The 21,951-nt window shown below is 57.1% G+C and carries 17 protein-coding genes, 1 other RNA gene and 3 pseudogenes; 11 read left to right on the top strand and 10 right to left on the bottom strand.

The features are described 5' to 3' along the window. Positions 1-9 precede the first annotated feature (9 nt). The 3 genes from EIY71_RS12015 (at position 10) to EIY71_RS12025 (ending at position 2,815) form a co-directional block, all read left to right on the top strand. A complete protein-coding gene (locus EIY71_RS12015; RefSeq protein WP_007953817.1) occupies positions 10-870 on the top strand; it encodes a MurR/RpiR family transcriptional regulator in 861 nt (286 codons plus the stop codon). 1 nt (position 871) lies between these two features. Further along, complete coding sequence (locus tag EIY71_RS12020; protein ID WP_134021803.1) at positions 872-2,329, top strand: D-aminoacylase; 1,458 nt, start codon at positions 872-874, stop codon at positions 2,327-2,329. A 117-nt stretch (positions 2,330-2,446) separates the two neighbouring features. Then, entirely contained in the window at positions 2,447-2,815 is a 369-nt protein-coding gene (locus tag EIY71_RS12025) for a glyoxalase superfamily protein (protein WP_011332360.1), read from the top strand. A gap of 221 nt (positions 2,816-3,036) precedes the next feature. Here the strand turns inward: EIY71_RS12025 and EIY71_RS12030 are convergent, their stop codons facing one another. Next, on the bottom strand, positions 3,037-4,068 hold the full coding sequence (locus EIY71_RS12030; RefSeq protein ID WP_134021805.1) for an AraC family transcriptional regulator: 1,032 nt from the start codon (positions 4,066-4,068) through the stop codon (positions 3,037-3,039). 163 nt (positions 4,069-4,231) lie between these two features. Here EIY71_RS12030 and EIY71_RS12035 point away from each other — a divergent pair, with 163 nt between their 5' ends. Continuing rightward, positions 4,232-4,459 (top strand): Arc family DNA-binding protein, encoded by a 228-nt coding sequence (locus tag EIY71_RS12035; protein WP_134021807.1) that lies wholly within the window; start codon positions 4,232-4,234, stop codon positions 4,457-4,459. A gap of 95 nt (positions 4,460-4,554) precedes the next feature. On the opposite strand, the gene EIY71_RS28920 is transcribed toward EIY71_RS12035, so the two are convergent. Then, positions 4,555-5,418: a methyl-accepting chemotaxis protein gene (locus EIY71_RS28920; protein WP_371857340.1), complete on the bottom strand. Its 864-nt coding sequence runs from the start codon at positions 5,416-5,418 to the stop codon at positions 4,555-4,557. Continuing rightward, positions 5,413-6,474, bottom strand: a pseudogene (locus EIY71_RS28925) (methyl-accepting chemotaxis protein); the annotation flags it as partial. The gene EIY71_RS28920 and the pseudogene EIY71_RS28925, both read right to left, overlap by 6 nt. A gap of 244 nt (positions 6,475-6,718) precedes the next feature. Here EIY71_RS28925 and EIY71_RS12045 point away from each other — a divergent pair. Both EIY71_RS12045 and EIY71_RS12050 read left to right on the top strand, forming a co-directional pair. After that, positions 6,719-7,390 carry a histidine phosphatase family protein gene (locus EIY71_RS12045; RefSeq protein WP_134021811.1) on the top strand — a complete coding sequence of 224 codons (672 nt, stop codon included), beginning with the start codon at positions 6,719-6,721 and terminating at the stop codon, positions 7,388-7,390. Next, positions 7,387-8,208 (top strand): phosphatase PAP2 family protein, encoded by an 822-nt coding sequence (locus EIY71_RS12050; protein WP_134021812.1) that lies wholly within the window; start codon positions 7,387-7,389, stop codon positions 8,206-8,208. The genes EIY71_RS12045 and EIY71_RS12050 overlap by 4 nt, the downstream gene beginning before the upstream one ends. Positions 8,209-8,273: 65 nt before the next feature. On the opposite strand, the gene EIY71_RS12055 is transcribed toward EIY71_RS12050, so the two are convergent. Continuing rightward, positions 8,274-9,707 carry a glycosyltransferase family 39 protein gene (locus EIY71_RS12055; RefSeq protein ID WP_134021814.1) on the bottom strand — a complete coding sequence of 478 codons (1,434 nt, stop codon included), beginning with the start codon at positions 9,705-9,707 and terminating at the stop codon, positions 8,274-8,276. Between the two features lie 68 nt (positions 9,708-9,775). Next, positions 9,776-10,364 (bottom strand): annotated as a pseudogene (gene rimJ / locus EIY71_RS12060) (ribosomal protein S5-alanine N-acetyltransferase). 143 nt (positions 10,365-10,507) lie between these two features. Here rimJ and EIY71_RS12065 point away from each other — a divergent pair. Continuing rightward, positions 10,508-11,086, top strand: a complete 579-nt coding sequence (locus EIY71_RS12065; RefSeq protein ID WP_134021816.1) for a GNAT family N-acetyltransferase — start codon at positions 10,508-10,510, stop codon at positions 11,084-11,086. 94 nt (positions 11,087-11,180) lie between these two features. Here the strand turns inward: EIY71_RS12065 and EIY71_RS12070 are convergent, their stop codons facing one another. Both EIY71_RS12070 and EIY71_RS12075 read right to left on the bottom strand, forming a co-directional pair. Continuing rightward, a complete protein-coding gene (locus EIY71_RS12070; RefSeq protein ID WP_074691942.1) occupies positions 11,181-11,549 on the bottom strand; it encodes a DUF6124 family protein in 369 nt (122 codons plus the stop codon). Positions 11,550-11,687: 138 nt separating this feature from the next. Beyond that, positions 11,688-12,170, bottom strand: coding sequence for an isochorismatase family protein (locus tag EIY71_RS12075; protein WP_134021818.1), 483 nt, complete (start codon positions 12,168-12,170; stop codon positions 11,688-11,690). A 574-nt stretch (positions 12,171-12,744) separates the two neighbouring features. On the opposite strand from EIY71_RS12075, the gene EIY71_RS28735 reads away from it, so the two are divergent. The 4 genes from EIY71_RS28735 to EIY71_RS28560 all read left to right on the top strand — a co-directional run bounded on the left by EIY71_RS28735 (position 12,745) and on the right by EIY71_RS28560 (position 20,490). Beyond that, entirely contained in the window at positions 12,745-14,955 is a 2,211-nt protein-coding gene (locus EIY71_RS28735; protein WP_236676589.1) for a hypothetical protein, read from the top strand. 437 nt (positions 14,956-15,392) lie between these two features. Beyond that, entirely contained in the window at positions 15,393-17,810 is a 2,418-nt protein-coding gene (locus EIY71_RS12090) for a DEAD/DEAH box helicase (protein WP_134021884.1), read from the top strand. Positions 17,811-18,098: 288 nt separating this feature from the next. Further along, entirely contained in the window at positions 18,099-20,273 is a 2,175-nt protein-coding gene (locus EIY71_RS12095) for a Z1 domain-containing protein (RefSeq protein WP_134021820.1), read from the top strand. Between the two features lie 70 nt (positions 20,274-20,343). Next, positions 20,344-20,490, top strand: coding sequence for a hypothetical protein (locus EIY71_RS28560; RefSeq protein WP_166673424.1), 147 nt, complete (start codon positions 20,344-20,346; stop codon positions 20,488-20,490). Positions 20,491-20,703: 213 nt separating this feature from the next. Here EIY71_RS28560 and EIY71_RS12100 read toward each other — a convergent pair. From EIY71_RS12100 to EIY71_RS12110, 3 genes and pseudogenes are all read right to left on the bottom strand, one after another. Next, positions 20,704-20,877: pseudogene (locus EIY71_RS12100) on the bottom strand (M48 family metallopeptidase); the annotation flags it as partial. A 194-nt stretch (positions 20,878-21,071) separates the two neighbouring features. Continuing rightward, positions 21,072-21,461: a transfer-messenger RNA gene (gene ssrA, locus EIY71_RS12105) on the bottom strand. Between the two features lie 95 nt (positions 21,462-21,556). Beyond that, positions 21,557-21,835, bottom strand: a complete 279-nt coding sequence (locus EIY71_RS12110) for a hypothetical protein (RefSeq protein ID WP_007953788.1) — start codon at positions 21,833-21,835, stop codon at positions 21,557-21,559. Positions 21,836-21,951 lie beyond the last annotated feature (116 nt).

Raw genomic sequence — 21,951 nt, forward strand, 5'->3', positions numbered from 1 at the left:
TTATCCGCCATGGACATCCTTTATCAGATCCGCGCCCGTCAGGATTCCTTCAGCGCCGGTGAAGGACGCATCGCCCGTCTGATGCTCGACGACGTAGGATTTGCCGCCTCCGCCAGCCTCGAAGAGTTGGCGCAGCGGGCCGAAGTCAGTACCGCCACGCTGTCGCGCTTCGCCCGCACCGTCGGCTGTCGCGACCTGCGCGATCTGCGCCTGCAACTGGCCCAGGCCAGCGGCGTCGGCAGCCGTTTTCTCGACCCGGCGGGCACGCCCGAACAGTCGGCGTTTTACGGGCAGATCGTCGGCGATATCGAAACCACTCTGCGCCAGCATCTAGCGGCGTTCGATGAATCACGCTTCGCCGATGCGGTGAAACTGCTGGGCCAGGCGCGGATGATCCACGCCTTCGGCATCGGTGGTTGCTCGACCCTGTGCAGCGACGAATTGCAGGTGCGACTGGTGCGCCTCGGCTACCCGATTGCGGTGTGCCACGACGCGGTGATGATGCGCGTCACCGCCGCCAGCCTCAGCGCCGAGCAGGTAGTGATCGTCTGTTCGCTGACCGGCATTACCCCGGAGTTGCTGGAGACCGTGGCGCTGGCGCGCAACTACGGCGCACGGATTCTCGCCATCACCCGCGCCGACTCGCCGCTGGCGGAACTGGCCGATATCGTCCTGCCGCTGCAAGGCGCCGAGACCTCGTTCATCTACAAACCGACGGCGGCGCGCTACGGCATGCTGCTCGCCATCGACGTGCTGGCCACCGAGCTGGCGCTGGCCAATCCTGAAGACAATCAAGAACGTCTGCGGCGGATCAAACTCGCCCTCGACGAATACCGTGGCGGCGACGATCACCTGCCGCTGGGAGACTGACATGCTGTACGACACCCTGATTCGCAACGCCTTGGTTATCGACGGCAGCAACCGCCTCGGTTACGCCGCCGACGTGGCGATCCTCGATGGCCGCATCGCGCGCATCGGCGACTTGGGCGATGCCCGCGCCACCGATGAAATCGACGCCGCTGGCCGTGTGCTGGCGCCGGGTTTCATCGACGTGCACACCCACGACGACACCGTGGTGATCCGTCAGCCGCAGATGCTGCCCAAGCTCAGCCAGGGCGTGACCACGGTGATTGTCGGCAACTGCGGGATCAGTGCGGCGCCGGTCAGTTTGCGCGGCGATCCGCCGGATCCGATGAACCTGCTTGGCACTGCGGCGGCCTTCGTCTATCCACGTTTTCGCGATTATCGGGCGGCGGTGGAAGCGGCCAATACCACACTGAACGTGGCGGCGCTGGTCGGGCACACGGCGCTGCGCAGCAATCACCTCGATGATCTGTTCCGCACCGCGACCGACGCTGAAATCAGCGCGATGCGCGAGCAGTTGCGTGAAAGCCTGGAGGCGGGCGCCCTTGGGTTATCCACCGGGCTGGCGTATGCGAGCGCGTTCTCGGCATCCACCGACGAAGTCATGCAATTGACCGAAGAATTGAATGCATTTGGCGCGGTGTACACCACCCACCTGCGCAGTGAATTCGAACCGGTGCTGGAAGCAATGGACGAGGCCTTCCGTATCGGACGCCACGCCCGATCGCCGGTAATCATTTCCCACCTCAAATGCGCCGGTGCCGGTAACTGGGGCCGCAGTCCGCAGTTGCTCGCCTCGCTGGAAGAGGCGGCGAAAACCCACCCGGTCGGCTGCGATTGCTACCCGTATGCGGCGAGTTCTTCGACCCTGGATCTGAAGCAGGTCACCGACGCCCACCGCATCACCATCACCTGGTCGACGCCGCATCCGGAAATGGGCGGTCGCGACCTGATGGACATCGCCGCCGAATGGAACCTGTCGTTGCTCGACGCCGCCAAACGCCTGCAACCGGCGGGCGCGGTGTATTACGGGATGGACGAGAACGACGTGCGCCGGATCCTCGCTCATCCGCTGTCGATGGTCGGCTCCGATGGCCTGCCGGAAGACCCGTTCCCGCATCCACGCCTGTGGGGCGCTTTCCCACGAGTGCTCGGACATTTCAGTCGCGATGTCGGGCTTTTTCCGCTGCATACCGCGGTGCACAAGATGACCGGTCTGTCGGCGGCGCGTTTCGGCTTGAAGGAAAGAGGCGAGATTCGTGAAGGCCACTGGGCGGATCTGGTGTTGTTCGACCCGGCGACCGTGCGTGACGTGGCGGACTTCAACGACCCGCAACGTGCCGCCCAAGGCATTGATGGCGTGTGGATCAATGGCGTGTTGAGTTACCGCGACGGTCAGGCCAACGGCCAGAGACCAGGGCGGTTCCTCGCGCGCCAGGGCGATCTGCGCGACGGCTTTCGCTGAATTTTGCTGACTGCGTCACGGTGATGGCACATTGCAATTAAAGAAAGCCATCACCAAGCCGAATTGCTGACATCCACCCCGGCTACACTCTGGGGCCAATCAGTCAGGGAGCAACCCATGAGCTTCGGCAAAACCACCCCGATCCTGCGGATTTTCGATGAAGCCAAGGCCGTGGAATTCTACGTCGACTTCCTCGGCTTCAAGATCGATTGGCAGCATCGTTTCGAACCCGGTTTCCCGTTGTACCTGCAGGTCTCGCGCGGCGAGTGCGTGCTGCATTTGTCCGAACACCACGGCGATGCGACACCGGGTTCGGCCCTGCGGATCGAGACCGATGAGCTGGAGGCGTTTCAGCAGCAGTTGCTGGCCAAGGAATACAAGTTTTCGCATCCACAGATTCAGGCCATGCCGTGGGGCAGCCAGGACATGACCATCGCCGATCCGTTCGGCAATCGTCTGGTGTTCACCAACGCGATCAGCCTCTGAGCCAAAAGCCCCCTCACCCTAACCCTCTCCCAAGGGGAGAGGGGACTGACCGAGGTGTCTATCGTCATGCATCGACCTGAAAGATCGTGGCGATTATGGATTCACAGAAGCGTTTTCAGTTCGGCGTAGATCGTGAGTATTTCGCGGTCGGCTCCCTCTCCCTCCGGGCGGTCCGACGTTTCGGGAGGGCTGGGGTGAGGGGACTGCTGTGAGCCGTACTCTTACTCGCCACCACCACTAACCCGGTGAGTCTGCCGAAACTCACCGGGCGGCATCCCGCGTCGGCTCTTGAAGGCGCGGTGAAAGGAGCGTGATTCGCTGAAGCCCAGATACTGGGCAATGTCCTGAATCGGCAGGGTGCTGTTGAGCAGGTAATGCTCGGCCAGTTCCTGGCGCAGTTCATCGAGAATCTGCTGATACGACGTGCCGGCCTGATGCAACTGGCGTTGCAGCGTGCGCACCGAGACGGCGAGATGTTCGGCCACTTGTTCCTTGCGCGGCAGGCCTTCCTTGAGCAACTGGCGCAGGATGCTTTTGACCCGCTGCTCCAGCGACGCATCCTCCAGCGTCGCCATCAAACTCTGCGCGTGTTCTTCCAGGGTGCGCAGCAAATGCGCATCGGCCTGGCGCAACGGCAACTGCAAATACGGCAACGGCACGATCAGCGCTGAATACGCCTGATCGAACAGCACCGGGCATTCGAAAAACTGTTCGTACTGCGCCAGCGTCGTGCTCGCCGGGAGTGAGTGTTGCAGCCACACGGCGGCCGGCGACAGTCGGGTATCGGCGATCCAGCGTGCGTATTGCAGCCAGGAGCCGAGTACGTTTTCCACCAGATGCCGGCGAATCCGCGGCCGCTCAAAGCGACAGCTCCAGATCAGGTGTACGTGGCTGTCGTGTACCTCGGCGCGGCTAACACCCATATCGCCCACCAGTTTTTCGAACGGCATGATCCGGCTCATGGCGTCGCCCAATGTCGCGCAGTTCATGGTGATGTAGCCGAGCACGCTCCACGAGTTGGGCAGCACGAAATTCGCGGCGTTGAGGCCGAACAGCGGATCGCCCGAGTGTTCGCAAAAGTAATCGAGCAACCGCTCATGGGTTTCACCCGGAAGGCGCAGGCTGTTGTCGCTCAACTGCTGCGCCTGCAACCCGGCCGCCGCCAACGCAGGCTCGATGGCCAGGCCCAGATGTTCGGCATGGCGCAGGTACTTGAGCAGCGGTGGGACGGAGGTGAAGCCGAGCGATTGCATGACCGAATCCTCTTGATCGAGGCCGCCGTGGGCGGATGAGCGCTCTGAAAGGTAATTTGAATCCGCGAATAAAGTAAATGGCTGGCCTTGGGACCATACAGAGATCTTCGAACTGGTTTGTTAGTCTGCGATCACTCATTTCAAAGATTGCGGGGGAAGCCTCATGACCAGCATCACTATTCGACTCGATGAGCAGGTGACAGAGCAATTGCGTATCGCCGCCGTCCAAAACGGTCATTCCATGGAAGACGAAGCGCGGCAGATTCTGGAGAACGCGTTGGCTACGGTTGATCGAGCCGGCGGATTAGGTACTCGGATACGCAATCGATTCGGCGCCATGGGTGGCGTCGAACTTGATCTGCCATCACGTTCAGAAAACCTCAGCGGTTGATAAACATCGCTCAAAAAAGCCCGCAATTTCAGGACAAAAAAGAAGGGCAGCTTTTCAGCTGCCCTTCTTTGTATGTCGGCTTTCGTGTGCAGGGTTTACACGCGGAAGTGGCTCACCATCTGCTGCAACTGCCCACCCAACCGCGCCAGTTCAACGCTGGACTTGGCGGTCTCATCACTCGCCGCAGCAGTTTGCTCCGACACGTCACGGACGTTGATGATGCTGCGGCTGATTTCTTCGGCCACGGCGCTTTGCTGTTCGGCGGCTGCGGCGATCTGCTGGTTCATCGACTGGATGTTCGACACCGTGCGGGTGATGTTTTCCAGCGAGTCGCCAGCCTTGCGGGTCAGGGCGACGCTGCTGTCGGTCAGGGCGCGGCTGTTGTTCATCACGGCGGCCACTTGCTGCGTGCCGTTCTGCAGACCGGCCACCAGGCCTTCGATTTCCTCGGTGGATTTCTGCGTGCGCTGGGCCAGGCCACGGACTTCGTCGGCAACCACGGCAAAACCGCGACCGGCTTCACCGGCACGGGCGGCTTCGATGGCAGCGTTGAGGGCCAGCAGGTTGGTCTGTTCGGCCACAGCCTTGATCACGTCCATGACGCTGCCGATCTTGTCGCTTTCCTGTTGCAGCACGCTCATGGCTTCGGTGGAGCGCACCACTTCGCTGGCCAGACGTTCGATCTGGGCGATGGCTTCGTTCACCACTTTGTCGCCTTCGCGGGCTTCGCCGTCAGCGGCGGCTGCGGCTTGCGAGGCTTCTTCGGCGTTGCGCGCGACTTCCTGCACGGTGGCAGTCATCTCGTGCATCGCGGTGGCGACCTGATCGGTCTCGACCTTCTGGCTGTTCACGCCGGCGCTGGTCTGTTCGGTCACGGCCGACAGTTCTTCGGCGGCGCTGGCGATCTGGGTCACCCCGTCGCGGATGCCGCTGATCAGGTCGCGCAGGGTCACGCCCATGCGCGCGATGCCTTGTTGCAGCACGCCGAGTTCGTCGCGGCGGGTGACGATCACGTTCTGGCTCAGGTCGCCGCTGGCGATGCGGTCGACCACAGCCATGGTTTCCTGCAGCGGACGGGTGATCTGACGGGTGATGATGAAGGCAGCGATGATGCCGACCAGCAACGCCAGCAGGGTGCTGATCAGTTGCAGGGTGCGGGCCTGGGCGCTTTCTGCATCACGGCGATCGAGCTGGATCTGATACAGCTGCTCGCTCAGGGTCACGATGGTCGCGCCCTGATCGGTCATTTCCTTGCGCGCCTGCACCGCATCGGTGTTGGCGTTCTTGAACGCCTGCAAGGCGCTGCGGTAGTTGGTCAGTGCGGTTTCCAGCTGACGCAGGGCGTCCTGTTGGGTGCTGGCGAAATGCGTGTTCAGTGGCTTGAGGCTGGCGATGGCCACGTCCAGTTGGCCGACGGCTTTCTGCTCGGTCTCGGCGTTGGCGGTGGCGGTGTAGCCGCGCACTTCGTAGCGCGCCAGGATGAACGCTTCCTTGGCGGCGGTGACGGCCTGGAACTGCTCGAAACGCTCATCGCTCAGCGGCATTTGCTGAACGCGGTTGCTCAGCGCTTCGATCAGGCCGTAAGCCGTCGCGGCACTGGTGGCCATCGAGTCGCGCGCCGTGTTGCCGGTGCGGTAGGCGTTACGCATCTTGTTCAGCGAAGTCTGGTAATCGGCGATGGTCGCCGCCTGCTCCTTGAGCAGCTTGACGTTTTCCGGGCTCTTGAAGCTGCTGATCAGCTTCTGCTGTTGGGCGGCGAACCCGTCGAGGGTGGTCTGCACGTTCTGCGCGGCGGTTTCATCGCCGTTGGTCAGCATGTATTGCAGGCGCACCACGCGCAGTTTGGTCAGGCCAGCGTTGAGCTGGGTGATGTCGCTCATCCAGTTGCTGCGGTCAATCAGGCCGCCCAGGCTGGTCCAGCCAGTGAGCGCCAGGATGCAGGTCAGGGCCAGGACGAGGCCGAATCCGAGCCCCAGTTTCAGGTTCACGCTGATGTTGCCGAACCAGCTATTCATCAAAAATCCTCCAGAAAAACGTTGTGCGTCTTGATCGTCGGTCAGGCTGGAAGATTGTTGTTTTTTTGCGCCAGCAAGGGTGTAAGCAGGACTGTATCGGCCGCAAATCCGAGAGCTGAAAGGTTTTTGTCCTACGGAATTTGTAACAAGCGCCTCCAAGACTTTTTTCACATGGGTTTCACTGGCTGCCCACGCCGTGCTCTCTAACCTCGCCGCATCGAATGACACGTGATGGCGGCTTTTTGTGGAATTGAGACTGAGTCTGTTCGGCGTCAAACGCTCGATTGATCTGAGCGGTCTGACCCGTTTTCGAAACACCTGGGTGGTATTGGCGGCCTCGGTGCTGGTGATCCCTTTGACCCTTTGGCTGCTGGCCCCGGCGGCGGTGCCTGACCTTGCCCATGGCAATGTGGCCGGGGCTCAGGCGCTGAAGGAGGGCTGGAACAAAGGCGACATCATCGTGCTGGTGCGCCACGTCGAGCGATGCGACCACTCGAAAGCGGCTTGTCTGAGCGGCCACGATGGCATCACCGATCGCTCGCGCAGTGTCGCGGTGAGCGTCGGCGCGCAGTTCGAGCAGTTGGGCCTGGACAAGGCCGACGTCTACAACAGCCCGATGATGCGCACGGTGCAGACCGCCGGCTACATGTTCAACAAGGCCGCGACCGGCGAAGACTGGCTGATCAGCTGCAAGGGCCGGATGCTGCAGGACGCGCTCGCGCACAAAGTACCGGGACGCAACCTGATTCTGGTGACCCACAGCGAATGCATGGCGCAGCTGGAAAAGGACCTCAAGGTGCCGGCCTCGACTCTCGGGTACGGCGCATCGCTGTTTGTTTCCGCCGCCAGCCCGGCGGCCCCACAGATGCTCGGCTTCATTGAAGCTTCCGACTGGCGCACGGTGACCACCCGATGAAATCACGCTTTTACGCTTACAACTTCGGCATCCCGCTGCTATGTGCCGCGCTGGTGTTCCTGATGTTCGACATGACCCGTATCGACATCGCGTTCAGCAATCTGCTGTTCGATCCGCTGAGCCAATCGTTCCCGCTCGACAAGATTCACTTCTTCGAAAAACTGACCCACAAGTGGGCACGGATCATTCCGAACTGGACCGCCGAAATCGCCTTGATCGGCGCGATGTTGTCGTTTGTCTGGCCGTTAGTGAAACCGCAAAAGCATCCGCGTCTGGGCGGTTTTCTCGAGCGCTGTAAAGTCGCGCCGGTGCTGCGTTTTGCCGCCGATCACCGTAGGGATTTTCTGTTTGTGGTGGTGGCTTTCGCGGTCTGCACCGGGGTGATCCATTTCCTCAAGTCGCACACCAGCGTTTACTGCCCGATCGAGACCACGCTGTACGGCGGAAAGATGCCGCACATCGAGTGGTACAACAATTTCCAGCTGTTCCACGAAGCGGGCGAAGGGCGTTGCTGGCCGGGCGGTCATGCTTCCGGTGGCTTCACCATGCTGGCGCTGTATTTCGTGGCGCGTCGTTACCAGTGGCGTTTCTCCAGCGCGTTGTTGTGGGGCTCGCTGCTGCTCGGTTTTGTCTACGGCACTACGCGAGTCCTACAGGGCTGGCACTACATGTCCCACACATTCTGGGCCGGGATCTTCGTGTGGCTGGCGTGTTTGCTGACGGCGCTGGCGTTTTACGGGCGGGCTCGTCTGGAATTGCCGATGTTGAGCAAGCGTGAGCGGAAGGTGTTCGGCGCACAGCCTGAGGTTTCTCTCTGAGGCCTCGCCGCTGAAATGAAAAACCCGCCATCACCGGCGGGTTTTTCGTTTGTGCTGTTGTGGTTTCAATAGCCTACGAAGTAATACGCCTGGCGCCCGACCATCATGGTCTTGTGGACTTTCAGCGGTGCGGCGGGTTCGCTGTCTCCCGACATCACGGCGATGTGCGAGGGCGATGCGCTGAGAAATTCCCGTAGCTGCGCATCGGTGTCCAGGCCCTTGAGTACGCTCTGGGTGTAGAACACGCTGGCGCCGCCGACCCGTTCGTTGGCTTGAAATAGTGCGACCTGACTGCCGCTCGCTTGCAGCGACTGGATGTGTTCGGTCAGCGGCAGGAACGACAGGTGTTTATCGGCGTTCGGCAGTGCCCATTGCGCGGCGCCAAGGTAGCTGGCGATGACCACCGTCAGTATCCCCGCCGCCACTGTCTGACGATGACGGGCGATTCGTCCGACAAAACCATTCTTGTGATCCTTCAACTTGTCGAACAGTACGCCCGCATATTCCGCCGCGATCACTGCCGCTGCGGGTGTCATCGACATCAGGTACACGGTGCGTTTGCTTGAGGCCAGGGTCAGCAGGATGAATTGCGCAATGATCCACAGGCTGAAAAACAGCAGGTAACGGTTGGCCTTCAGATCCTTGCGAAAATGCCACAGGCCCAGGTACACCAGAATGTTCCAGGGCAGAAACGCCTGCGGCAGTTTGGCGAGGTAGTAGTAAAACGGCTCGTAGTGGCCGGCTTCGACGAACGATCCGCTGAAGCGTCCGACGCTGTTGGTCAGCAACACTTCGCTGACCGCCTGGACGCCGCCGCGCTGATAGAGCACGGCGAGCCAGATCAGCAGCGGGATCAGCCCGAGCGCTGTCAACAAACCGGGCCGCAGCCAGTCCGTCAGTTTGAAGCGCTTGTCCATCAGATTGTCGGCCAGCAGATAAGCGAAAATCACCACCCCCGGCATCGCCAGGCCGAGCACGCCTTTGCTCAGCGTAGCAATCGCAATCCCGACTACAAACAGCAACGAGTTGCCCGGGTTCGATGCTCGCTGCGCCTGAAAAAAGGCCAGCAAAGTCATGGTCACGCCGAGGGCAAGCAGAGCATCCTCGCCGACCCCGCGCACGTTGCTCCAGTAACTGGCCATGGTCGCCAGCAGAATCCCCGCCGTCCAGGCGATGGCCTTCGGGCGTTCAAATCGACGCAACATGGCGTACAGCAGCATCACGCTGAGCAACCCGGCCACCGCCGACGCCAGTCGCACCGCCCAGGGCGAGACACCGAAAACCCGCAGGGCGCCGGCGTCCAGCCACAGGCTCAGTGGCGGCTTTTCCAGAAAGGGCTCGCCAAACAGACGCGGCGTCACCCAGTCGTTGTCCAGGTGCATCTCCATCGCAATGCCCGCCACCCGGGCCTCGGTGGAACCTTGCAGTTGATGGCTGCCGAGGGCGAAAAAGAACAGCAGAGCGGCAAGCAGAAGCAGGGAAGAGGCGGCACGCGACATGGGTTCAGGCAACCGGAAGTGAGCGGAAACCCGAGCTTACGCGGCCATTCCTTAATAATTTGTGAACGTCACGACAGCGGCCGCGACCAGCGTTGCTCCGGCGCTTCAAAACGCGGATTGACCCGCGCCGTCAGCACATGATCCTGCCAGCGCCCGGCGATGTTCAGGTACGCCTTGGCATAACCTTCACGTTCAAAACCGAGGCGCTCCAGCAACCGGGCGCTGCGCTCATTGCCGGGAATGTAGTTGGCCATGATCCGGTGCAGGTTCTGAGTGTCGAACATATAGGCGATGGCCGCCTCCAGCGCTTCCTGCATCAACCCCTTGCCCTGATGCGCCTCGTCGATGTGATAACCCAGATAACACGCCTGAAACGCACCGCGAATGATCCCGCTGAAATTGCAGGCGCCGATCATCTGCTCACCATCCGGGGGTCAGCAACGCCATATGCACCGCGAGCCCGGCTTCGAAGGCGCTGGCCTGTATCTCAAGGCGCCGCCGGATCTGTTCAGTGGAAAAGTAATCGGTGGTACGAATCGGCGACCACGGGGCGAGGTGGCGTTGATTGCGCTGGTAGAACGCGCTTTCCAGCGCCGCTTGATCCGGGTCGAGTACCGCGAGCGTCAGGCGTTGACAGGGCAGGGTCAGCAGCGGCATCGGGTGCTCCGGAAGCAGGGAATGATTGACAGAATTGTCCGGCCGGACGGAAAACACAACTGGATCGCCGAACGCAGAGCACTATAAATTTCCCTGATTCACTTCACATCCGGTTATGAGATTCGTCGTTCAAGGAGGACATGATGGAATGGGCATTCAAGGCGGGGGAGCAGTCGCTGCGACTGATACCGGCGGATCCGGCGTTTTACTCGTTGTTTCAGCAGGCGCTGAATGCCAGCTACCTCGATCATTCGGAATTTCTGCCCTGGCCGCGTGAGTACACCAACGCGGAGCAGGCGCTTGAGTTCCTGCTGAAGGCCCGAAAAGAGTTCAACAGTGAAACCGGCGAGCGACGATGGCTGATCGTGACCGAGGACGGGCAAGCGCTGATCGGTTGCATCGGACTCAAGCCCCGCTCGCGCAACCGCTACGTCGTGGGTTATTGGGCCAACACCGAGCAATCGGGCAAGGGCTACATGCGCGCCGCCCTCACGCACCTGCCCAACAACCTTCCTGAATTCACCTTTTACCTGACGGCGTCCTCTGCCAATGCGCGAAGCCGGCGTCTGGCCGAGGCTGTCGGGTTTGTGTTGATCAGGATCCACCCAGGGGCCCGGCAATCGGAACGGCACGGCGAGCAAGACACCTGCGTCTATCGCCTGCCAGGCAAAACGCAGGCGAAAAAAAGCCCGCAGGAGCGCGGGCGAACCGTAGTTTCTTGAATGAGCGAGGCCAATGTACACGGCCATCACCGCCGCCGGGGTGAAGAAAAGTTCATGTCGATGAACGACTTGCGCCATCGACGAACGGTCGTTTTCAGTGCACGACAGGCGCCGTCGTACGGGGCACCAGATTCACCGGATCCAGGTTCTCCACGGCGCGATTGACCAGCATTTCGGTCATGATCGACAGCTGCCGGATCGCCAGTAACCGGCTGCGCTGAGAGCCAGTGAAATCATCCGCAATGTTCGCCGTCATCATGTTGAGCGCCGCCAGGGTTTCACAGGCATGGGTCAGCAGAGTGGCCGTGTCCACGTCGGTGCGCACGGAGAAAATCTCGTTGAAAGGCAGGGTGCGACGCGGCTTTCTCACGTATTCCTGAGGCTGGGCAAGTACAGCCGGTTCTTTCGATTCGGTTTCGTGAGGCGGTGTTTGATCAGGCAGGCTTGGGGTGTCTTTTTTCATGACAAGGCTCCATGGTTTCAGGCTCCCGGCGAATTCCTTTGGTAAACCATCTGCCGGGTTGCAGCGGAGCGCGAAGACTAGCGTTTGGAAGCATCTTGAACCAGTTCATGGAAGTCGACGCGGGTTGCGGGAAATTTCCTAGGACGCCTGCAGGCAGGAGCGAAGTTCACTCGACGTCAGCGTGTGTTTGAAGTGATGTTCCCACAACCGCACACCCAGACCACCTGAACGATCCAGCGACGAGCCCACCGTCAGATCCGTGAGCAACGTCGGCTGCAAACCGGCATCGAACAGCGCAAACCCGGCGGCAAGGCAGCAGGTTTCGGTTTGCAGACCACAGACCAGCACGCGATCCAGATTCAGGTTTTTCAGGTATTCGAGGGTGTCCGGGGAGGGCGCGTAGCCGTATTTGATGAAGATGCGGTCTGCGGCGATCAGGCTGTCATCGTCCGCCGCTGGGTGCCAGCCGAGCTGGCGCTGGAACGGTGTGCGGGTTTCATCATGGCGCTCGACCGTGGCGACGCTCGGCAGTTTGCCGATGAGCGATTGAATGCCGTCGATCAGCCATTGCGGCGGGGAGAAACCGGGTTGGACGTCGATGATCAGCAGTGCCTGGCGCATGAGGTCTCCCGGGATGAATCTCCAGATGCGACAAGGCCCGCACTGGGCGGGCCTTGTCGTTGAGAGTTGGTGGGCCGGGGAAAGTTGAATTGGTTTCTTAGGTGTTTGATCTAATTGATTAATTTGTTCTTGTAAATTTCTCTGGGATACCGACTGGAATACCTCGAGAGCTGGATTGAGCGAGATGCTTCATAACCGTCCTGCAGGTATGGCCGAAAAGATCATCTGTTCATCCGAAAGTGGGCATGCTGAGTAGGCCGTTTGTAGCGAGTTTGCCAAACCCAGCTCAGCACGCTACTCAGGTGCGCATTAGGCTGAACACGATAGCGCTGAGCTGGAAACTAAGTTCATATTCCATAAAACCAAGTTTAAGCAGCGCACGATGGGCCTTGATTCCACGTGTCGGTGCGTGCTGATCGGATAATTAATTAGCGCTCCGCTGGCTTTTTGCCTTTACCCGCACAGTCGGTCTGGATAATGTGACACACGGCACAGAACTCAGCAGCGATGGGGCGGTCTCGCTGCTATCGCTCCAAGACCATAAAAATCTAAGCTGTGTCGTCACGGAGTCGGTATGGGAATGGATTGGGAGTCGCTGTTGGACGAACTGTGGGGGCATGCCTCATCGGATCCAGCTGAGTTTGAGGCGAAGATACGTGTGTGCCTGAACGGCTATTCCTCAGAGGGACTGCTTCAAGCCACTACGCTTCTGATTACTCAAAAGCAGCATGCCACCGCCCGAACGCTTCTCAGCGAATTCCTAAGGAACCACCAAGCGGCGGGCGACATAAAGCATCGCCTTGAACGCATTCTACATTTCAAACAAAGTCGCACTCCTCAAGCGCTTTCGCTCAAGTGCAAGCAACGTAGCAAAGAAGTCCTGCTCAAAGACGTCAATGACCTCGTTGCCTCAGGCAATCTTCGAGCGGCAGAGACGATCCTATTCGAAGCCAATGAGTCCATTGAGGAGCCGGACTACCTAAGTTTACTTGGCCGCATTTATATGCTTCAAAAACGCCCGCTTGATGCGGCCAAGGCGATTAAGAGGGGGCTACTGCTTAGGCGACAACAGCGTGCCTTTGTTGAAACAAACCTAGTAGAGTCAGAGGATGACGATCTGCCTAGGGCTAGCGACTTGGCCTATCTCAACGACTCCGCTACATCGCTGGCTACACTTGGGCCCTCATCTGCAACAGCTGGCCAGGCCTCTTCGGTGGAAGCCGAAAACTCACTTGATTTCAGTCAGCAAGCAACCGCTCAGTTCCCCCCTTTGAGCCAGGAAGGCTGGTGGGAAAATCATGTGGAACTGGCCTCCAAAGAATCATCGACATTAGCCGATGAGACCGATGCAGTGGACGAGCTTGAGACATCCCTAGCCGCAACACATGACTCTGAAGAACGTGCTAGTGAAGATGAGGCCACTTCACCAACTCCAAAAAAGTCCATTCTTAAGCTTGCAATACCGCGAAAAATCACTTCCTCCGGCGAAACGCAAGCTAGCGTCCATGTAATCAAGAAGTCGGGGCGATCACTAGGCGTCATACATACTTTGTCCTCGAGTTCACTAGAGGCTGACACTGATGCCGTCCCTGCTCACTCAGACTTGTCTCAATTGTCTGAGCCGCTAGCCGCCGGTTTTCGGATTCACGATGATATTTTTGACGAACATGATGACGACCTTCCCTACGCTTACCCTGAGTTAGGCGCGCCTTATGGGCTGGGGATTGAAGATCCGGAAAATGGAATCGATTTCGACCATGACTTGCATGATCTGACCTTCATTGATCTTGGGAAAGAACACGAAGGGGACACCAGTACTGTCCTAGATGATTTCCGCGATCTAGATGATGACTATGCGGCCTATGCCTTTGATCCGGATGAAGTCTTCGACAGTCAGGAAGCGGTAGATGTCGAATGCAATGACTGGATTGCAGACACGCTTTCCCGCGAAGATCGCGCACTTCAGAAAGCAGCAGAGTTGATTGTAAACGCTAACTGGCCGCTAAGCACATTACGTTTGGTTCAACAAATTTTTGTAATTAGCGGGTGGGGGGCAACCCGCCTAGCGTTGGAGAGAGAGATCGAAAAGGGGCTGACTCCTGACGAACTTATCTTGGCAGCGCACATCAAGGTGATGTGGGCGGAAAACGATATCTACTGGATCGCGTTCGATAAAACCGGCAGTAGTCGCCTGTCCTACTACGTATTATCCTGGCCGACGGCACTCCTGATTGTGCGCTCCTTTGATTCGCTTCCCCAAGTGGAAGAAATTGAATTTTTCCTCGAGAATTTATTTACTTCCTGGTACGAAAACCACACGTTGCGTCGCGTGTTCAAAGCCTTTATTCGGTATGTATGGTTCAGGTTCGCCAATCTTGAGGGCTGCTTGCCTGCCAATCAGCACTTTGATTTTTGTGATCCTAGGGAGTTACCGGCGGAGGAGTACAGCGATCTTGGACTTTGCGACACTCTAGATATTGAGAAGACCGAGCGTCTAAGGGTATTCGGTGTTTATCAAAACAAGCATCCCCAGGAGCCCAGCTGCTACTTCAGTGACAAGCCCCTTGTCATAGAGGAAGAGCTGTGCCTCAACGCCTCTGGAAAAAGAAAGCGTGGAGAAAATGGGCCTGATGCCACAGAACCAGGGTTAAAGAGTGAGGATGACACGAGCAGAGTCGACGATGTTGTTGATGATGAGGACGCGCCTCAATGGTCAGGGGCGCCGCTCGCATCTGCCTTGAATACACAGACTACCGATCAACCCTCGCCAAGCATCGAGTCGTAAGGATAAAGGATTAGTCCATGAAGCCTCTCAAGCTTACCCATGTTCCTGGTTGCTGGGTCAGTCAAACACTACCCAGCGGCCAAGGGGAACGCCGTGGCATCGTCAAAATGACCATTTCTAAAGAGGTCGAGGATCAGCTTCAGGTTCACTGGTTCAGTCCGGAGAAGAAGCTGGCCTACGTTGATGCATCTGCGGTTCGCTCGGGCTTTCAAAATGGCATGGATGTGGTCGATGCCACTCCTGGCAGCGGCGTTCGCTCCCTAGGACAGGGTGTGATCATGCAGCAACGCACCTTGGCAGGCAGTGAGCAAGTGTTGGTCGACTTTCCCGATCGAGGAGAGCGCCATTGGTTGCCCTATCAGTATTTACGCCAGGTAAAGGGGGTTAAACATCGGTTTGTCACCGCTAGCAAGAGTGAGCCAAACGATGCCGAACGTATGCGCCTACGCATGCTTGCCTACGCAATTAAGGTGTGGAATGAAAATACAGGTGCCCTTTCTCACCTGGGAATTGATCCTTTGCCCCACCAAATTAATTTGGTGCACCACATCCTAGCCTCCGGCAATCTCAGCTGGCTGATTGCAGACGATGTAGGCCTAGGCAAGACCATTGAAACCGGCATGTTACTGCATGCCCTTCGGCAACGTGACCAAGTTAAGCGAATCTTGCTGATCACCCCAGCTGGGCTCACCAAGCAATGGAAAGAAGAACTCTTCGATAAATTCCAGCTAGATGAATTCAGAATCTATGGAGAGGATTTCTTTATCGATGAGCCTCGCGAATGGGGCATGTATAAATTCGTCATTGGCTCGATGGATCGACTCAAGCAAGAGGGCCATCTGGAAAGCCTACTTCAAGCAGATCCCTGGGATCTGGTGATTTTCGACGAAGGCCATCGACTCAGCCGCCGCCAGTACGGACAAAAGCTGGACAGCTCGGAGCGCTATGACCTGGCGAAAAGCTTACGCAGCCAGACTAAGCATATGCTATTGCTGAGCGCGACCCCACATCAGGGCATGCAAGACAAGTTCGTGGCGCTGCTAGAGCTTCTTCGTCCTGAGCGCCGTAACGAGCTAATGGCGCTCAGCGTCAAGCCCGAGATTTTGCATGACATGGTTTTTCGCAACCATAAAGCGGACGTCACGGATGCTGAAGGGAATTTCATCTTCCAGGGCAAGATTACCAGCGCGTTACAAGTGCCTAGCAGCGTTGAATCCATTGATTTCGATAAAACACTTCAGAACTATTTGCGCAAAGGCTATGAAGCGGGAGAAGCACTAGGCCGCACCGGTAACGCCATTGGATTCGTAATGACTGTCTATCGCAAGCTTGCAGCCTCAAGCGCAGCAGCTATTCACAGGGCTCTCTGCAACCGCCTCCAGCGCCTGCTCGACGACCAGATCAATGATCTCTCAGAAGAAGAACCTAGAGATCAACGTTACTTGGGCGAGTGGGAAGAGCAGTTCACCAGCGATGCCCGTGAGTTCTTTGCTGGTGAAGTCAGGCTGCTGAAAGATCTTATCGAAGAGGCTGCCTTGCTAAAAGCCAACGACCTCAAACTTAAGCTGTTCATCGAGGACATCATAGGCAAAATCCACGCTGCCGATCCTGACGAGAAGGTGCTCATCTTTACCGAATACCGCACCACTCAAAATTACCTTCGTGAAGCTTTGACCGACCGCTATGGCAGCGACCAAGTCGAGCTCATCAATGGTTCGATGCAACATGCTGAACGACGTGAGGCTATCAAGCGCTTCGAGGAGCTAGGTCGCTTTCTGATCTCGACTGAGGCAGGCGGGGAAGGCATCAACCTGCAGAGCAAATGCCACGTCATGGTCAACTATGATTTGCCCTGGAACCCGATGCGCCTCGTACAGCGTATTGGTCGCTTGTATCGCTATGGGCAGCAGAAGAAAGTTGTCGTATTCAATATCCAGCAAGCCGATAGCCTGGATCAAAACATCGTCGACCTGATGTATGAGCGAATCGACAATGTGGTGACTAACTTGGCTGAGGTTCAGCGGCATGAGTTTAACGAAGGCCTCAAGGACGAAATCCTGGGTGAGCTTGCCGAGTTGATTGATGTAGAAGATATCTTGCAACAGGCTACAAAACTCGGCATAGATCGTACTCGCGAACGTATTGACGAAGCGTTAAAGCAGGCACGAACTGCTGCAGCTAACCAGCGCGAGTTATTTGCACACGCCGCTACTAGTGATCCAAATGAACTGCGTGATGAACTTGAAATTACTGTCGGTCATCTCTATAGCTTCGTTTTGGGAATGTTCAATCAACTCGGTATCGAGGTTATCGATCGCAGCCATAAAGAACGGCTGCTGCGCATCCGATTATCTGAGCAAGTGATGCGCGATATTGGGTTATCTCCGAATGCCTCACCGCGCATGGATGCGACTTTAGATCGCACGCTAGCGGCCCATCGCCCGGATACCCACATACTTGATCTCAATTCCAAGCTGATGCAGTACCTTCTGGCCAAAGCCTGCGAGTACGACTTTGGCGGTTTGGCGGCGATGCTCCAAGCACCAGAACTTGAGGAAGGCGCATTGCTAGGAGCCATGCTCCGCTGGCAAGGTTCCCAGGGTAAACGCATGCGCCAGGAGTTTGTGGTGGTTCAGGTTCATGATGGCCAAGCCAAATTGAATCCCGCGACGGCTAGCCAATGGCTATTGACTCCAGCCGAGCACAGTACCCAAAGCCCCCATGTGGAGGCCTCTAAGTTGCTGTTCAAAGCCGCAGAAGAAGTGGCTAACAATCGGCTGGCCGACGCTAGTAATCGTTATCTGATGCCAGAGAATTTGGATTGGGCTGCCGCAGGCTGGACACGGCAGTACTGAATTTGCAAGTTCTAGGGCGAAATACCGCTCATTTATACATAAAAAACTGCCAAAGCTGAGCAAAGTGTGTCCGCTGGTGCTTCACTTGGCCTGGAACAACGGTAGTGATGGCAAGTGGCCGCTTCGGCCGGCACAATTTGCCCAAATGATCCAACACCTATGCAGCAGGTACCTGCTTGTTTGTGAGGAAAGTTCGCCACCTAATGCCTCACATGTGCAAGCAGCCGCTGCCTGAGCACTTAAAATCTGCAGTGGACTAGCACTTACTAGACGATTTGAGGAACAAGCATGAACAAGCAGGGTGATTTCTACCCGTCTTTTATCAAAGACGATGTACGTTACTCCAAGGAAGACTGCAAATGCATCGAGTCAGTCGTCGAACGTCTGATGCTGAGCCAGACCAGTGAAGACCACCCCGGTATGCTGCTTGGTAAGATCCAGTCGGGTAAGACGAAAACCTTTCTGGCAGTAATGGCGTTGGCCTTCGACAATGATTTCGATGTGGCGGTGGTGCTGACGAAGGGCACCAAGGCTCTAGCTAAACAGACCTACGAACGTATCAAGAGCGAGTTCCGTGCGCACGACGAGAACGACCTGCTCAAGGTCTTCGACATCATGACCATGCCTGGTCATCTCACCGGTTTCGAACTTAACCAGAAGTTGGTGCTTGTGGTGAAGAAGCAGACTGACAACCTCAACCGCCTTATAGATCTGTTCAAAAGCAAATACCCACAGCTCAAAGCTAAGCGCGTGCTGATCATCGATGACGAGGCGGATTACGCTAGCGTAGGCTTCAAGCGCGACAAGGGCGAATTGGACATCAACGTCACCGCTCGTCAGCTCGAGCATTTGCGCGTTATCGTCGAGCGTGCAGCTTTTCTGCAGGTTACTGCGACCCCCTATTCGCTTTACCTGCAGCCTGCCGATGTGCAGATTAAAGGCGACAGCTTCAGGCCGATCCGCCCGGCCTTTACTGAGCTGGTTCCCGTCAACGCCGCCTACGTGGGTAGCGAATACTACTTTGAAGATAGTCAGGATGAAGGCCACCTGGCCAAATTTCTCTATCAGCCGGTAGATTTGGACGAGCTGCAGGTTTTGCGCAAAAAAGATGGTCGTCGCCTGAAGTTGGAGGAGGTACTGACTAGCAAGGCGATCCCGACCCTGCGTGATGCAATTTGTAACTTCATCATCGGTGGCTGTATCCGTCGCTTGCAGGACAAGAAGGCAGGGAAGACTGCGAAAAAGTTCAGTTTCCTTGTGCATACCGAGGCCAATACTACCGCACATGCCTGGCAGGAGGAGTTGGTCGAGAAGATCAAGGAAAAACTCAGTGCAGCAGTTAGCGAAGAGCCGCAGATGTTGAGCAGCCTTATCCAGCGTGCCTACCTAGAGCTGCAACCTTCGGTGGAGCTACAGGGAGATTATCTGCCCCTACTTGAGGAGGTCGCCCAAGAGGTGAAAATAGCACTCAAGCAGGACTGGCTGATGATCACCAAGGTCAACTCCGAGAAACAGGTCGAGGAGCTGCTCGATGATGATGGACAGCTGAAACTACGCACTCCGCTGAATATCTTCATCGGTGGGCAGATTCTCGACCGTGGGGTCACTATTGCTAACCTGATCGGCTTTTACTACGGTCGCAAACCCAACGTGTACCAGCAGGATACCGTGCTGCAGCACTCGCGCATGTTTGGCTTCCGCCCGCGGCAGGATCTCGCTATCACTCGGTTCTACACTGAGCCGACCATCTATACCGCCATGCAACGCATGCACGAGAGCGATGTGGCTCTGCGCGAGTCCTTGGCCAAGAACCCTGAACAGCCGGTCGTCTTCATCCAAAAGGCGCCTGGCAATGGCGTACAGCCCTGTAGTCCGAATAAGATCGCCTTATCACGCACCACCACGCTCAAGCCGTTTAAGCGCATCCTCCCGGTAGGCTTTCAGGTGTTGCCCAAATCCTATTTACGCCCGATCACTGAAAAGTTAGACCAGCAGCTTGATAAGCTCGCCGGTAAAGGCAGCTTTGATGAGCCGTCCCTGATCCCAGTAGCGATGGCGATTGAGCTGTTGAACGCCTTGGAGCCCACTTTCAAGATGGAGGAGGACGAGGGCTACAGCTTCGATTGGGAGGCAGCACGCTCTGCGCTACAGTACCTAGCCAGCCTGCCGAATGACTCCAGCGCGCAAGGCAAGGTTTGGTGCATGGTGCGTGTTGACCGGGAAATCCAGCGCATTGTCAGTGCAGGCTCGCACGCCCTTTATGCCGACGCACCGGATAGCACCAAGACCGAAGGGCAGATTCGTAAGAAGTACGCCATCGACAATCCCATGCTGATTTTAATCCGGCAGAATGGCCGGGAAGAAAAGGGCTGGACCGGGGCTCCCTTTTATTGGCCGGTGATCTCTGCCCAGCAGAACACACCGACAGCCATTTTCGCCCATGAAATTTTGAACAACGATTGAAAAACACGAAAAACTCCGTGAGCCAGTAAGCTTCTCAATTGTTCGACTTGATCCTTGTGCCGGAGAGGACATGTGGCAGGTACTTGATGAAACTGAGGTAAATGCACTAGTGGAAATAATTGCCGAGCGTGACGGCTACTGGCCGGATAACTACGACAGCATGACTGATCAGTTATTCGTCACCTTCAACGGTGAAGCAAATAGGTCGGGAGTCTGATGGGGCGCAACAGCGGCTAAGCGTCCGGCTGAATGACTAAGCCGGACCTCACTTGCGCTGATGTTGCCGCATATTCACTGGCTCGCTCCGTTGGCAGACTTGTTAGCACATCCTTGAGATAAACATACGGGCAATGCCCGTCGTTCCAAGCCTACTGATCGCAGCCTTGTGATTACCGCTACGAGCGACCCAGCAAATGCCAGTGGAAGCGATTTAGACTCCTTCAACTTCGATCCCATGTTCTGCCAACCATGTTTTGCGCTGGGCGTAGTCAGGCATGACACGCTCCAAGCGGAGCCAGAATTCTGGGGTGTGATGTGGCTCTTGCAGGTGCACCATCTCATGCACAACCACATACTCCGCAATGGGCTTGGGCAGCAGGAGGCTCGGGCTCCCATGGGTACTCCAACGCTGTTTGTGTATTCCAAAATTTACCAGTCACTGGCTTGGAATACGCCTTGGAATACATTTCAAAATGGATCTGCCTGAAGCGCTGTGAAGCTCAATGGCCCTGAACCCCCCGTATTTACTGGATTTCAGGCACAAAAAAAGACGTCCGTGGACGTCTTTAGATGATGAAATGGTGGAGCCGGGGGGATTTGAACCCCCGTCCGCCAGTACTCCGCTGTCGGTACTACATGCGTAGCCGTGTCTATTAAGTTAACCCTCAGCGACCCGACGGGCAGGGTGCTTTGGGCGAGTTGTGTAAGTTTTAGCCGCTTCGTCCACAACGTACTGCACGGCGATTCTGTTCTATATGACAATCATTTTGGGTTTACAGACATCCCCTGATGATTGCTGGACCCGAAGGTACCAGGAGTGCATGTCAGCTGCAATTAAGCAGCGAGAGCAGCACCGTATTGGTCGTCATTGGCAACTATAAGTAGTTGCAACAGTGGATTTACGACTTCTGTTACCAAGTCGGCATGCACCTAGAGTTTCGCAACCGGCGTCGAATCCTAAACGGCCCCGAGCCTGGTGCTCTGTGTATCTTGTGAGCAACAAGCCTGCGCAGTGTACGCCAAACGGCTCACAAGGCCAACCCGAAGGTTGGCCTGAGCTTCGATCAGTTGTTGGTTCCGCTGGTTTTGCGGATTTCCAGAATGGTTTGCTGGGTTTCAGCCACGCATTCGTCGATCTTGCCCTGGGCCTTGAGTGCCTGGGCCTTTTGCACGCTGGCTTCTACCCGTTGATTCAGGTCGGGTGAGGCCATTGCCTGCGCCTTGGCGTTGTTGATGGTTTGCAGATTGGCATCACACAGGTCAGCGGGCTTGTCGGCAGCGAACGAAGCCGACGCCATCATCGAGGCAGTAACGAACAGACCTAACAGTACAGAACGTTTCATATGAATCTCCTTGAACTGAGGGATCCAGACTTCGCTGGCCGTCAGGACGGGCAACCGAATGGAGGACAAGCCCCGATTGTTCGGGGCCTGTTCTGTGGACTGCGGTCGCTCGCAAG

Origin of the sequence: Pseudomonas sp. CH235, from assembly GCF_004368175.1 — a bacterium.
In the GTDB taxonomy this organism is placed as follows: Bacteria; Pseudomonadota; Gammaproteobacteria; order Pseudomonadales; family Pseudomonadaceae; genus Aquipseudomonas; species Aquipseudomonas paraglycinae.